We start from the raw sequence: 13,600 nt of genomic DNA on the forward strand, positions 1-13,600 counted from the left end.
TGCGACTCATAAACTAACTTTTGAACTCATAAACTAACTTTTGCAACTCGCAAACTAAACTTTTGCGACTCATAAACTAACTTTTGCAACTCGCAAACTAGCTTTTGCAACTCGCAAACTAGCTTTTGCAACTCGCAAACTAAGCTTTTGCGACTCGTAAACTAGCTTTTGCGACTCGTAAACTAATCCTTTTTTTGTTACCTTCAGCAGAGAATTAATCTGAAACCCTGATTTTGACGTTGTTTTTCACCAAGAGGATTTACATGCAATACCGTTGATTTATTCTCAAAATTCTGTAAGTTCACTCAGGCTACTATGTGTGCTAATTGCGTATTCTATTAGTATCAAAAAACCTAGTATGCCTAGTCATCAGGTTCTCTAAGCTGTTCAGCATTTAAATCGAGCGAGCAATCTCGACACAGTAAGCAGTATAGCTCTCAAAAATCCTAGTTTAAATGCACATCAGCTTATATCAAATCCAAACAGGAAAAGTTTATGGCGCAACGTAAACGCAACTCTATCGCACTCACCAAAGCTGAACGACGGATTGAAGGAATGCAGATGATTAATTCTGAGTTAGACTTTGGTCATGGATTATCAATCGCTATGTACCAGACGAAAATTCTGGAGTTACGAGACAAGCTAGCCGCCTATAATCGAGCAAGGGCGATGGTAGAAAGAACACAGAATGCATTAACAGAAGCAGAACGTGAATTAAATGTGTATTCTGAGCAGATGCTGTTGAGTGTTGCATCTCGCTATGGCAAAAAGAGTGATGAGTATGGGATGGCTGGTGGAACGCGCAGATCAGAGCGAAAGAAACGCGCGGTAGCGGATCAAACACCAATACCTGCTGAGTAAAGCATTACGTCAAGGTAGATAAAACGGTCAATAATTTGATTAATATCGATAAGGAGAGTTAAATCATGGGAGAAAATATCTGTCTTTAGAATTTATTCAGCTTCCCCCAAAAACAGGAAAAGCACCTAAAGGATTAATCGTCGCTTTGCATGGTTGGGGTGCAAATGCTGAGGATTTAGCATCTTTAGCACCATACTTAAATTTGACTGATTATCAATTTGTGTTTCCCAATGCACCTTTTTCTCATCCTCATTCGCCTATGGGAAGAGCTTGGTATCAACTGAGCGCGGATAATATGTATGAGGGACTAACACAAAGTCGGCAATTATTGACAGATTGGTTGCTTAGTTTAGAAAATAGAACTGGTATACCGCTATCGCAAACGATTTTAAGCGGTTTTTCCCAAGGAGGGGCAATGACTTTAGATATAGGATTAAAGTTACCCTTTGCAGGTTTAGTTGTCATGAGTGGCTATTTACATCCTGGTGCTATAGAGACATCGCTTGCAACATCTCTAGCTCCGGTTTTAATCACTCATGGCAGATATGATCAAGTAGTACCATTACGAGCCGCACTCAACGCCAAAGAAACTTTAGAGTCGCGAGGAATTGCAGTACAGTACTATGAATTTGATATGGGTCATGAAATCCAACTACCAATCCTAGAATTAATACGTAATTTTGTGATTAATACTCAAGTAACTACAGAGTAGCTTGTTGCTAGATTTTGTCTTATCCCAGTTACAAAAGTTTTACAAAATCCGGTATATATTCGGAAAAATTTCACGTAATTCATGCTCTCAAATGAGTAATATATATTGGGTGGCTGCGTCGGGCGCAAACAAACCCAAACTGGATGCAAATGCTGCTAACGGGAGGGGCGAGCATTATGAAAACTCTAAGCATTTCCAAAAAAGACATTGCTACTATGACTCCACAAGATGTAGAAAAATTAGCTACACGCTTGGAGCAGGATAACTATAGCAATGCTTTTGAAGGTTTGGATGATTGGCACATGCTACGTGCGATCGCATTTCAACGCCCAGAGTTAATTGAACCATATATTCACCTTCTAGATTTAGAACCCTACGATGAGGCCTGACAAACGGGTTCTGATTGCTATGGGCGGCGGGATCGCCGCCTACAAAATTTGTGAAGTTGTTTCCACATTATTTAAAAGTGGTGTGGAAGTCAGAACTATTCTGACTAATTCTGCCCAAAAATTTATCACACCTCTGACTTTTTCCACTCTCTCACGCCATCCCGCCTTTACAGATGAAAATTTTTGGCAACCAATTTATTCTCGTCCCTTACATATAGAATTGGGCGAATGGGCAGAAGTGTTCTTAATCGCACCTTTGACAGCTAATACATTAGCAAAATTAGCTCACGGAATGGCTGATAATTTGCTTACAAATACCGTCTTAGCTTCCACTTGTCCTGTAGTATTAGCACCAGCGATGAACACCGATATGTGGGAACAACAGACGGTACAGCAGAATTGGCAAAATGTTTTAAAAAATAGTCGTTTTCATAGTTTGCAACCAGGATCGGGATTACTAGCGTGCGATCGCGTCGGTGCTGGAAGAATGGCAGAACCGCCAGAAATCATTGCTTATATTCAATCTTTACTGCACACTAGAGGTAAGCGGGACTTAACAGGAAAGCGAGTCTTAATCAGTGCGGGGGGAACACGAGAGCATTTTGACCCCGTGAGATTTATTGGTAATCCTGCTACGGGAAAAATGGGGTTAGCTTTAGCACAAGCAGCATTACATCGAGGCGCAAATGTGACTTTAGTACATACCCCGATGAATGCTGAAATTCCTTTAGAGATAAAAGCAATTCCTGTGGTAAGTGCTGAAGAAATGCACTCTGCTATAGTACGTAATTATTCTAATATGGATGTCATAATTATGTCGGCAGCAGTTGCAGATGTCAAACCACGAGAGTATAATACTGAGAAATTGCCCAAGCGATCGCTTCCAGAATATTTAGCTTTAGAACCTGTACCCGATATAATTGCAGAATTGTCCCAGCAGAAACAACCTCATCAATTATTAATTGGATTTGCTGCTCAGACAGGAGATATTATCACTCCCGCTTGGGAAAAATTGCACAGAAAAAATTTAGACGCAATTGTTGCTAACCCAGTAGATAAACCTGATAGTGGTTTTGGCAGCGACAACAACCAAGCAGTATTCTTAGATAGACAAGGTCGTCAGCTAGAAATTTCACCATGTACTAAATTGCAGCTAGCTCATTATTTATTTGATTTTGTTGGTAGTTTTAGTAGTTAATTGGATAACTGCTTCACTTTAGCTGTATGAGTGTCCAAGCTCAAGAAATTTTCAAGTTGATATTAATCAATAATGATATAAAAGGGTGCAAGCTACGGCATAATGATTGCGAGCAGAGCAGAATTGCCACAAATGATACTAACAAGGCTGACAGAAGAATTAGACAATCTAAGTAAAAATGGTAGTAACGGAGTTCTCATCTTATACAACCACACTGTCGTTTGGAATCTTTACTTTAATGGCGGGAAGTTGGTTTATGCTACAGGTGGAATGCATCCTGTTAGGCGCTGGAATAGAGCCTTAAAGCAGCATTGTCCCAATTGGCAGTGGAATGTTGAGTCTTCTGTATTGTCCGACGATAATCAATCTTGGGAATGTCACCTCCTTGCTCAAGGGATTAGCCAAAGAAAATTGAGTGCAATCCAAACCAAGTTAGTAATTCGTAGTATTGTTCAAGAATGTTTTTTTGAAATAAGTAACTATAGAGACTTAAAAAATAACTGGACACCTACTCAAAAAGATATATTTCATTTACCCCAGCTCATAGCCTTGTCTTCCTGGGAAATACTTTCAGTTTTTACCAAAGCAACAAACACACAACAAAAATGGCAAGCTGCTGGTTTAGATCACCTTAGTCCCAGTCTCGCCCCAGTTTTGACTTCAACGGTAGATTCTCAAATCATCCCAGTTTCCGATAAAAAGTATTTCAACAGTGATTTCACCCTATGGGATATTGCTCTAGAGCAAGAAAAATCAGTAGTAGAAGTGGCTCTCTATTTAATCCCTTGGGTTGATAAAGGTATATTAGAACTTCAGAAGATTCCAGATTTACCATTACCAACTATAAAAAAAATAGTAGCAGCAACGCCCCCCTCATTAGAAAATAAATCTATTACATCTGTTCAAAAATCTGCTCAGGAATCTGCTCAAAAATCCATTCAAGAATCTATTGATAAATCTACCCAAAAACAACCTTTAATTGCTTGTATTGATGATAGCCCAGTGTTGGCTTATGCTTTAAGAAAAATATTGATCCCCGCCGGATATCAAATGTTGAGTATTCCAGAGCCGATGCGAGGATTTTCTCAACTCATCGAACACAAGCCTGATTTAATCTTGTTAGACTTGCTCCTACCAAATGCTGATGGTTATAGCATCTGTAAATTTTTGCGCGATACCCCCACTTTTCGGAATACGCCAATTATTTTTTTGACAGAACGAAATAACCCTATTGATCGGGCCCATGCTATGTTAGTCGGTGCCACTGAATTTTTAGGTAAGCCACCACAGCCAGAAGAATTATTACAAATGCTTCATAAATACCTTGGGCAATAAATAAGTGCCTAAAGTCACAGCCAATCACTTTTCAAACAACCTCTTAAAGAAGTTGGGGGATCTTGCAATACGGTTCGGTTAATAATTTTTCGTCATAATTTGGGTATGTAGAGACGTTGCAGTGCAACGTCTCTACGAGGTATAAATGCCAATCAATTTGTCTTATCCGAAACGTATAGGGAGATCTGGGATTCCGTATTTTCTCACAACTCAATTAGAATAGCTATAGTTCGTATAATAAAGATCACTGGATGAATCAAACCGCTTCATCCACAATTAAGCCACCCTTCAGGAAAATTTTAGGTATATCCAGAATGCTCATAATTTTTTCCTGATAGGGAGCAGCCCCTTGACAATATTGAGCATTAATTGAATTGATTGTAGTTGGTATTGCTGTTACTTTTTGTAAGTTCAGGGAAAACATCACATCATAAATTTCTTCGACTATTACACCAGCAACTATACCCTCAACTTCGATTACCATTACTTTAGAACCAACAAGCACACTCTTTGATGGCACATTTAATAGTAATCCACGCAGATCAATTAGGGTAAGTATCTCACCTCGCAGATTCATATTACCGATGATATGTGATGGACAACAAGGAATAGGAGTCACATGATAAATATCAGTAAACTCCCGCACCATTTCTAAATCAACACCAAAAAGATAGTCATTTAAAGTAATGATTGCTAAAGTTTTAAAGTTTTTAAAATCCTGAGTTTTTGTTGAAAGTCTAAGGTTATCTGCTCTTTGTTTAAAAACTTTTCTTTCTTCTAAAGTTGCATTTTGGCAAAATGTAGACTTTTGTAGCAGTAAAAAATCGGAATCGTTCGTTTGAAGTTCGTCTACATTAGAACTATCAAACATATCCTGTTGCAGATAGTTTTGTAAAGACACAAGTTGTTGTGTCTCGTCAAAGTATAACCAATTATTTGGATTATTTAGGATTAAAATATCATCTGGAAAATGAGTAACACCAGTAATAATATTTCTTTGTTCAACGACTAATTTTCGTTCATCATTAAGTTCAGTAGCAATTTCATCTAAAGATATTTCTCTAATTTCATGAATTTGATTAACAAGAATGCCTAATCGTAATTTTTCATACTTTAAAACTACTACACTATCTGTCAAGTGAGAATCTGGTGACAGATAGCCCAATTTCAGATTCAAATCCATTACTGGCAAAATCTCTCCCCGGAGATTGACAAAACCAATAATTCCATTAGGAACTTCTGAAATTGTTGTCAACTCTGGCAGATTGAAAATCTCTTCTACGTAAACCGTGTCAACGCCGTAGAGATAGTTATTTAAACTAAAAGTGAGATACAGATTTTTCTTCATTTTTTGATTACTGACTTTTTAATATAAACAAGGGATTCTGGGAATATTTTTGTGTGAAAATTACTCAAATTTTGATTGCAAAGTTCTGTATGTCCTGTAATTAAATATCCTAATGGTTGGAGAGTGTGATAAATTTTTTCTAAAATTTTGGCAATTACTGTAGGTTCAAAATAAATAAACACATTCCGACAAATAACTAAATCCATATCTCTAAAATCGGAATATGGATGAATAAACAAATCTTTGACTAAATTTGTATATTCAAACTTGACCATTTTTTTGATTTCTTCATCTAAGTAATAATTATTATTAAAATCGATAAAATATTTGTGAATTATATTTGCATCAACGCTTCTCAATGACCAAGCTGTATAAATTCCTTCCTTTGCTTTTTTCAATGCTTCTTTGTTGATATCTAAAGCCAAAATCGTTACATGCCATTCCTCTAAATTAGGAATCAACTCTTTTAAAATAATTGCAATCGAATAAGGCTCATCACCTGTTGAACATCCTGCGCTACAAATACGAATAGTTTTGTAATCTCGTTTACGTTTAATTATTTCGGGAAGAATTTGATTTCGTAATAAATTAAATTGTCCTTTATCTCTAAAAAAGTAACTTTCTGTATTCGTCAAAATCGCAATAAATTTCTGCCATTCTATGTAGCCATATATCGTAGAAGATACTAAAACTTTATAATATATTTCTGGGTATAATATTTTCAGAGCTTTCATACGCAAAAATATTTTTTGGATCAAATTTGCTTGATCGCGCTCTCGAATTTTGATTCCGGTATGCTTGGCAATTAATCGAATAAAAGCTTTTTTTAGCCCTATACTTAAAGTCTCTGCTTCTGACACTTTGACTCCTGATTATTCTCTTCACAATTTATGAAAATTATTTTGCAACAGAGACAGCAACCTTGGCGCGATCGCCTGAATTGGTAAAACCTGTTGCGCGGCTCCTAACTCAACTGCTGCTTTTGGCATTCCAAACACAACAGAAGAAGCTTCATCTTGAGCGATAGTCAAACCACCAGCTTGAGCGATCGCCTGCATTCCTTCTGCTCCATCTCTACCCATCCCAGTTAACAAAATTCCCACAGATGCTTGACCATAAAATTTGGCAACAGATGCAAATGTAACTGTCACCGAAGGGCGATGTCCTGCAACTGGTGGTGAGTCAGAGTAAATAAATCTCCCCCTTTCATCAAGTTCTAAATGCTGTTGTTCTGGTGGAAAATAAATTCTCCCTGGTTTTGGTATGTCCCCTAGTTGAGCAATTTGAATTGATAATCGACAATCAACACCTAACCAATCAATTAATCCTTGCAAAAAACCAAGATAAATATGTTGTACACAAATCACTGGTAAGGGAAAATTTAATGGTAATTTAGTTAATATCTCTTTCAGAGCTTGGGGACCACCTGTAGATGCTCCAATAACTACTAGTTTTGGTTTAGTCAAAGAGCGAGAATACAAACCAGCCAGATTTTCTGCTTGTAAATTCTGTGTTTGTGTAGCCAGTTTTCGCTTTTTCCGAAATACTTTTACCCCAGAAAGAATTTTTATCTTGTTAATCAACTCCTGTTTGAATACCTCATCATCTTCTACCAATCCGATGGTTGGCTTCGGAAAAATATCCACAGCTCCTGCTTCTAAAAGCTGAAAAATATTTTTGGAATCATCTGTTTGTACGGAAACACTAATTACTAAAATTGGTCGCGGATAGAGTGCCATAACTTCAGTTATCAACTCTAAACCATTCATGTGAGGCATATGAAAGTCTGTACAAATTACATCTGGTTCAACTTTAGGAATTAGTTGCAAAGCTTCTAAACCAGTGCAAGCTTCTCCAACCACCTCAATTTGTGGTGATGAGGTCAAAATTCTTTTTAAAAGTACCAGAGCAATTTGTGAATCTTCAACTAACAAAACTCGAATTGGCATTGATTATTTTTTAGTGGTTAGTGGTTCGCTCAAAAAACATATAATTGGGTAGACACAAATAAAGCTAACTGGTGAGGGTCGTCATTGGTCATTGGTCATTTGTCGGGAGCATCTCCCCGTTCCCCGCTCCCCATTCTCCGCTCCCTGTTGTACTTATTTAAATTAATCTTCCTAATATTTCTAAAAGAACATCTTGATTAAAATTACTTTTGATAATGTAAGCATTAGCCCCGACATCAGCTCCTCTTGTTTTATCTGCCTCAGAAGCAAGTGTTGTCACTAAAATAATCGGCAATGTTTGATATTCTGAATGCTGACGTATTTTAGCAGTAAGTGACAATCCATCAAGATTGGGCATTTCGACATCAGAAATAATCGCATCAAATTTACGAGTTTGGAGTTTGTTATAGCCATCTAGTCCATCTTCCGCGATTACGACTTCATATCCGGCTTTTTCCAAAAGCCGTTTTTCTTGGGTGCGAACAGGGATGGAATCTTCTACTAAGAGAATCACTGGTTTTGTTTTTACTATTTTTCTTTGTTTTGCAGAAACTACAGATGTGGTTTGCTGGTGCAAAGATTTGAGCAAATCGGAGGGATTAAGAATCATGCACACTTTTCCAGAACCGAGAACTGTGGCGCCACTGACATTACGCACCCGTTTTAATAACTGAGTTTGAGGTTTAATTACTACTTCTTGAGTTTGCATAAGGCGATCAACAAACAATCCAAATTGTTCTTCTCCTACTTTGATTAAAATACAAGGTTGTTGAGTGTGGTTTTGTTGCTCAAATTTAACAACTTGAGTATAAGCAGGAGAGTTATAAAGTTCCAGCAAATCAGCAAGATTCGCAACCACAATACTTTGTTCATCCAAGTTAATAGTTATGCAATCTTTTTTAATCAAAATTTGTTGAGGAGAGATAAATAAAGTTCTTTGCACAAACTCAATCGGTAAAGCATGAACAATACCTTGAACTTCAAACAGCAGTACATTGTTAATCGCCAAACTTGTATTTAACTGAATGCGAAAGGTACATCCTTGAGTTGGGATTGATTCGATTTCAATATTACCTTTGAGTCGTTCGATGTTTGTCCGTACGACATCTAAACCGATTCCTCTACCAGAAATTTCTGTAATAAAACTTTGGGTTGAAAAACCAGGAGCCAAGATCAAAGCATGAATTTGGCTATGAGTCATAGTTTCCAGTTCTTTATAACTGTACAATCCACGTTTGAAGGCGGTTTGTTTGATTTTCTCGATGTTTAACCCTCGTCCATCATCTGCTATTTCTATGACAATTTTGTTGGCAATTTGATAGCCCTTCAACCAAATAGTGGCGACGGGAGATTTACCGAGTTTTTCTCGCTCACTGGGAGTTTCAATGCCATGATCTATAGCATTACGAATCATGTGCATCAGAGGATCTTTAATTTCTTCGAGAATACGTTTGTCAGTGGTGATTTCTCCACCGGATATCATTAATTCCACTTGCTTGGATTGTTGTTTGGCTAAATCTCGAACGGTGCGAGGAAGTAACTCAAACACGGTGGATAAAGGTAAAAGCCGGAGAGTACGAATTTTTTCTCTTAATTCTCCAGTAACAATGTCTAATTTAGTATTGTGTTCTTGAATTGTATTTCTTAAAGAATAGATAGTTTTTTCTAAGCGTTCTGTGTAGGGATCAATGTTTAATGATGAAGACTCAGCAACTTTTGTTTGGTTATAAAAAGCTTTCCACTCTTCCCAGAGGTTTGTCATTTCCTCTATTGCAGTAGCGGTATGAGCTATGGCATTTTTGGTGAGAGTTAGTTCTTCGGTGTGTGTAATTAAAGCATCTAAATGAACAGTTTGTACCCGAATTGTATCGATGTGATAAGGTTGACTAGATCCTAAAGAGGGAGGGGGTAAATCTTGAATTACTGGCTTGACAGAAATTGGGGTGGGAAGTGGCGAGAGTTCAGGAAGAACTGGTAAAGATTCCGGGGTTGTGGATGGAGTAACAACTCCCACTAAATTGTCAAGTATTTCGGCTGTATTTACCCCAGTTGCTTCACCAGTCACAGCTTCGTATACCAAAAAACCGATCGCATCCAATGCTTGATAAAGGCGATCGCTCACTTGTGGAGTTAAGCTCATTTGTTGACGTTTGATTCCCAACAAAATCTCTTCGAGTTGATGGGTGAGGGTGACTACATTTTCTACCCCTAAACTACGGGAATCTCCCTTCAAACTGTGAGCTTCTCGCAGTAACTGTTGTAACGTGGCTTCATCTTGTGGCTGCTTTTGCAAGTGTAGTATACCTGCTGCCAGTGTCTGCAAACGTTCTTCGCTAGTAGTTTGATAAATGTCTCGAAGTTCTTCGTCTTCTATAAAAGAAAATTTTGTTTGAGGAGTATTGCTATTATCTGTTGGAAAGACGGGCGATCGCGCGTCTTTCAACCCATTGGTGCTTATTGTAGATTGATTCTCTTGTGCAACTAATTCTTGTGGGGTGATAACTAGTTGTACTTCTTCTAAAAGTTCCTGTTCTGGCGGTTTTGACTGTGCAACAGCTACCATTAATTGTTCAAGGATATCAGCTGTATCTACCCCAGTTGCTTCACCAGTTACAGCTTCGTATACCAAAAAACCGATCGCATCCAATCCGAGATAAAGGCGATCGCTCACTTCTGGAGTTAAGATCATTTCTTGGCGTTTAAGGCTCAAGAGAATCTTTTCGACCCGATCACTGAGAGTTACTACATCTTCTACACCAATAATTCTGGAGTCACCTTTGAGGCTATGGACTATTCTTGCTAATTTTTCTAAAGTAGCTTCAACTTCATCCTTTGGCTGTTGTTGTAGATGCAGCAAACCATCTGTCAGTTTTTGTAAATTTTCTTCACTGGAAATTTTATACAATTCCCGCAATTCTTCATCTTCTATAAACATGATTTGGTCATTGGTCATTGGTCATTGGTCATTGGTCATTAGTCATTGGTCATTGGTCATTGGTCATTGTCCATACTCCCCATCTACACGATTTCTTTGAGAGTCAGAGCAACTGCGCTGAGTTGTTCAGTACCAAGTTTGGTTTGGTTGATACCAGTAGCAGTTTCTTTTGCTCCTCTGTTGATATTGTCCATTGCTTGGACAACTTGTTGAATAGCATCTAATTGTTGCTTGAGATTGAGTGAGATTTGTTGATTATTCACGACCATATAATTAATTGCGCCTGCTACTCCAGCAAAAGCTTGATCTGATTTTTGAACATTTTCCACTCCTGTTTTCACTATCTTGGTGCCTTCTTCTGTCACCATGACAGTTGAATTAATAGCTTTTTGAATGCTAGAAACGAGGATATTAATCTTGTCAGCAGATTTTTGACTTTGATCGGATAATCTGCGAATTTCATTGGCAACTACAGCAAAGCCTTTTCCATATTCTCCAGCACGGACTGCTTCAACTGAGGAATTGAGCGCCAACATATTAGTTTGGTTTGCTAAATCAGAAACAATTTGGGAAATACTAGCAATTTGACTAGCTTGTGCGCTTAGATGCACAATTTGGTCGGCGATCGCAACTACTTTCTTTTCGAGGATGAACATACTTTCGAGAGTTTCTTTCACAGCTTGACTACCATCTTCTGCGGTTGTGAGAGCTTGCTGTGCGGCGGTAGTGGCTGATTTTGCTTGTTGAGCTGACTGACGACAAGAAGCTTCCAATTCATCCATCGTTGTTGTAGTTTCATGTACTGAGGCTGCTTGCTGTCCAGCTATGCGTGCTTGCTGATCCAAACCAGAAAAAGTTTGCTGAATAGATGCAGATATTACATTCACTAATTGCTTGATCAGATGTACAACTTGACGTGTCCTGAAAATTGCCAGCGATAGCACCACAGCCAGAGAAATAAGAATAATCAAAATGGTGACGATTTTCAATGAATGGACAGTGGCAAAAACACTATTTTTGGGGATTCGATTGATTACTACTAAAAATTCTGGTTGATTTGGACTGGGATCAACTCGACGGAATGCAAATAGATAATCTCCTTGCTCAACAAATCCCTTTTCACTACTTAATATCTTTTTGGCTACATTTGGAGAATAATCTTGATCTAATTTGTCATTTTTTTTAAATTCAAATCCCCACTCTTTTGCAGCATTGGGATGGGAAATGTAAAATCCATCTTGATTAACAATGAATTTTTCTTGATCTGGATATATATTTTCTGTATTTTCCCGTTGATTATTACCCTCTTTAAAAGCTTTGATAAATTTATCAGCAAATACATTAGCGACAATAATTCCCTTTTTTTGTCCAGATGAATTCAGAATCGGTATACTGTACCTAATAGTTGCTTGATAAGGTTTTTTTATCTCACCGTTTTCCTGGTTGAGATCAACAGGAGAAACATATAACTTTTTAGGTGAGAGCTTCATCGTTTCAGTAAAAAATTCTCTATCTCTTTGTTGTTGTAGTTCTCCTTCAGGGACAATTTTGCTCTTAGAACCATCAACATCAACTCGTACTAATTCTTTGCCATTTTCATCTATGTAACGGAGTTTCATATAATGAGGATTTTGTTCCATCATGGCAACAAAATTAGCTTGTAACTGTCCAACCCAGGCGTTATAGGATAAATTAGTTTCCCCGTCTAATCCACCATTATCTCTTGCTCGGATGATTCCTTGAATTGGAGGAGTTTTGCTTAAGAAAAAAACGTTATTACTAACACCATCTAGAAAATCATTAATCTTATTAGCTTCTTTATTTGACTCAGTTTCCATATTGTTTTTTGCAACTTCCAATAGGCTGTTATTGGAAGCATAAATACCATACAATCCCACAATTGAGACGGGAATCATAGTACTGAAAACAAGCAATATGATAAATTGATCCTGAACTTTTAATTGATTCGGCAATTTTTTGAAGATTTTACTTAACATGGCTGATGAGTGATACTTAGAGATGTTTTACAGAGAACTATTTATCTATTTATTGGTCAATACTTGGGAATGGGAAAAACCTAGATTTTCATGATTAGTTTATAAAATTTTCTCCTAAATGACTAAGATAAAAATAGAGAAAGTGGGAAAGGAGAAAAAGAATAGGAATAGGATTTTGATTTGTGCTGGTGTAGGCAGTTCATGATGGTTATTCAATTCCTAATTACCGATTACTATTCATCGTGAATTTAAATTTTTATGTGTTTGTTAAATCTTCTGAAAAAAACAATCTAAGTTTACTTTTATTTGTATTTATCAATGCTCAGAATTTGCTGTAAAATATTTACTATTACAAATTGATAGATATTAGGAAATTATCTGATTAGGTTTTAGAGGATGTTTGAAAAGTCCTCTTGTCGATAGCAAAATGTTGTAGATACCCCTAAATCCCCCTACCCTTCAAGAAGGAAAAGCCCAATACGCTTGGTATTAAGTAGAAAAGTAGAAAAGTAGGTTGGGTTGAGCGCGAGCGTAACCCAACAAAGTTCTGACGCTGTTGGGTTACTCTCTCTAGAAGCCGCGCAGGGCGCGTCTACGTTCCTCAACCCAACCTACATCAGTTTTAGTTTTGACAAATACTTTGATATTTTAAGCACCTATGCCAAATTACAAGGATAAGATCGACGCACAATGCCGATTTTCCTGGTAGCCTTGGCATATAATCCACAGACGCAAGTACTTAAGCTACTTCCAAAATCTGTGGCAGATTGGTAGACTCCGCAGATTATACATCAACGTAGGAGAAAGTAAGCATTGGTTATTGGTCATTGGTCATTGGTCATTGGTCATTGGTCATTGGTCATTGGTCATTGGTCA

10 protein-coding genes are annotated in these 13,600 nt (G+C 37.5%); 5 read left to right on the forward strand and 5 right to left on the reverse strand.

Annotated features, from left to right (window positions below; translation table 11 throughout):
• Positions 1-495: 495 nt before the first annotated feature.
• From AC5JMK_RS15980 to AC5JMK_RS16000, 5 genes are all read left to right on the forward strand, one after another.
• On the forward strand, positions 496-861 hold the full coding sequence (locus AC5JMK_RS15980) for a hypothetical protein (protein WP_495910536.1): 366 nt from the start codon (positions 496-498) through the stop codon (positions 859-861).
• 94 nt (positions 862-955) lie between these two features.
• The gene (locus tag AC5JMK_RS15985) at positions 956-1,573 is read left to right on the forward strand and encodes an alpha/beta hydrolase (RefSeq protein WP_495910548.1); all 618 of its coding nucleotides are present in this window, start codon (positions 956-958) and stop codon (positions 1,571-1,573) included.
• Positions 1,574-1,749: 176 nt separating this feature from the next.
• Positions 1,750-1,962 (forward strand): protein IsiD, encoded by a 213-nt coding sequence (isiD, locus tag AC5JMK_RS15990; protein ID WP_096677686.1) that lies wholly within the window; start codon positions 1,750-1,752, stop codon positions 1,960-1,962.
• Complete coding sequence (gene coaBC / locus AC5JMK_RS15995; RefSeq protein WP_495910537.1) at positions 1,952-3,160, forward strand: bifunctional phosphopantothenoylcysteine decarboxylase/phosphopantothenate--cysteine ligase CoaBC; 1,209 nt, start codon at positions 1,952-1,954, stop codon at positions 3,158-3,160. The genes isiD and coaBC overlap by 11 nt, the downstream gene beginning before the upstream one ends.
• 102 nt (positions 3,161-3,262) lie before the next feature.
• Positions 3,263-4,495, forward strand: coding sequence for a response regulator (locus tag AC5JMK_RS16000; protein ID WP_495910538.1), 1,233 nt, complete (start codon positions 3,263-3,265; stop codon positions 4,493-4,495).
• 256 nt (positions 4,496-4,751) lie between these two features.
• On the opposite strand, the gene AC5JMK_RS16005 is transcribed toward AC5JMK_RS16000, so the two are convergent.
• The 5 genes from AC5JMK_RS16005 to AC5JMK_RS16025 all read right to left on the reverse strand — a co-directional run bounded on the left by AC5JMK_RS16005 (position 4,752) and on the right by AC5JMK_RS16025 (position 12,643).
• Positions 4,752-5,843 carry a chemotaxis protein CheW gene (locus tag AC5JMK_RS16005; protein WP_495910539.1) on the reverse strand — a complete coding sequence of 364 codons (1,092 nt, stop codon included), beginning with the start codon at positions 5,841-5,843 and terminating at the stop codon, positions 4,752-4,754.
• Positions 5,840-6,703 (reverse strand): CheR family methyltransferase, encoded by an 864-nt coding sequence (locus tag AC5JMK_RS16010; protein WP_096677682.1) that lies wholly within the window; start codon positions 6,701-6,703, stop codon positions 5,840-5,842. Before AC5JMK_RS16010 ends, AC5JMK_RS16005 begins: the two co-directional genes overlap by 4 nt.
• A 21-nt stretch (positions 6,704-6,724) precedes the next feature.
• Positions 6,725-7,792 carry a chemotaxis-specific protein-glutamate methyltransferase CheB gene (gene cheB, locus AC5JMK_RS16015; RefSeq protein ID WP_495910540.1) on the reverse strand — a complete coding sequence of 356 codons (1,068 nt, stop codon included), beginning with the start codon at positions 7,790-7,792 and terminating at the stop codon, positions 6,725-6,727.
• 157 nt (positions 7,793-7,949) lie between these two features.
• Entirely contained in the window at positions 7,950-10,745 is a 2,796-nt protein-coding gene (locus tag AC5JMK_RS16020; RefSeq protein ID WP_495910541.1) for a hybrid sensor histidine kinase/response regulator, read from the reverse strand.
• A gap of 65 nt (positions 10,746-10,810) precedes the next feature.
• Positions 10,811-12,643 (reverse strand): methyl-accepting chemotaxis protein, encoded by a 1,833-nt coding sequence (locus AC5JMK_RS16025; RefSeq protein ID WP_495910542.1) that lies wholly within the window; start codon positions 12,641-12,643, stop codon positions 10,811-10,813.
• Between the last annotated feature and the right edge of the window lie 957 nt (positions 12,644-13,600).

The sequence above is a fragment of the Pelatocladus sp. genome (assembly GCF_059505505.1).

Bases quoted from the DNA above. Each gene is read 5' to 3' on its own strand.
- isiD (WP_096677686.1), top strand. From the start codon at position 1,750: ATGAAAACTCTAAGCATTTCCAAAAAAGACATTGCTACTATGACTCCA.
- AC5JMK_RS15980 (WP_495910536.1), top strand. From the start codon at position 496: ATGGCGCAACGTAAACGCAACTCTATCGCACTCACCAAAGCTGAACGA.
- coaBC (WP_495910537.1), top strand. From the start codon at position 1,952: ATGAGGCCTGACAAACGGGTTCTGATTGCTATGGGCGGCGGGATCGCC.
- AC5JMK_RS16025 (WP_495910542.1), bottom strand. From the start codon at position 12,643: ATGATTCCCGTCTCAATTGTGGGATTGTATGGTATTTATGCTTCCAAT.
- AC5JMK_RS16020 (WP_495910541.1), bottom strand. From the start codon at position 10,745: ATGACCAATGACCAAATCATGTTTATAGAAGATGAAGAATTGCGGGAA.
- AC5JMK_RS16000 (WP_495910538.1), top strand. From the start codon at position 3,263: ATGATTGCGAGCAGAGCAGAATTGCCACAAATGATACTAACAAGGCTG.
- AC5JMK_RS16005 (WP_495910539.1), bottom strand. From the start codon at position 5,843: ATGAAGAAAAATCTGTATCTCACTTTTAGTTTAAATAACTATCTCTAC.
- cheB (WP_495910540.1), bottom strand. From the start codon at position 7,792: ATGCCAATTCGAGTTTTGTTAGTTGAAGATTCACAAATTGCTCTGGTA.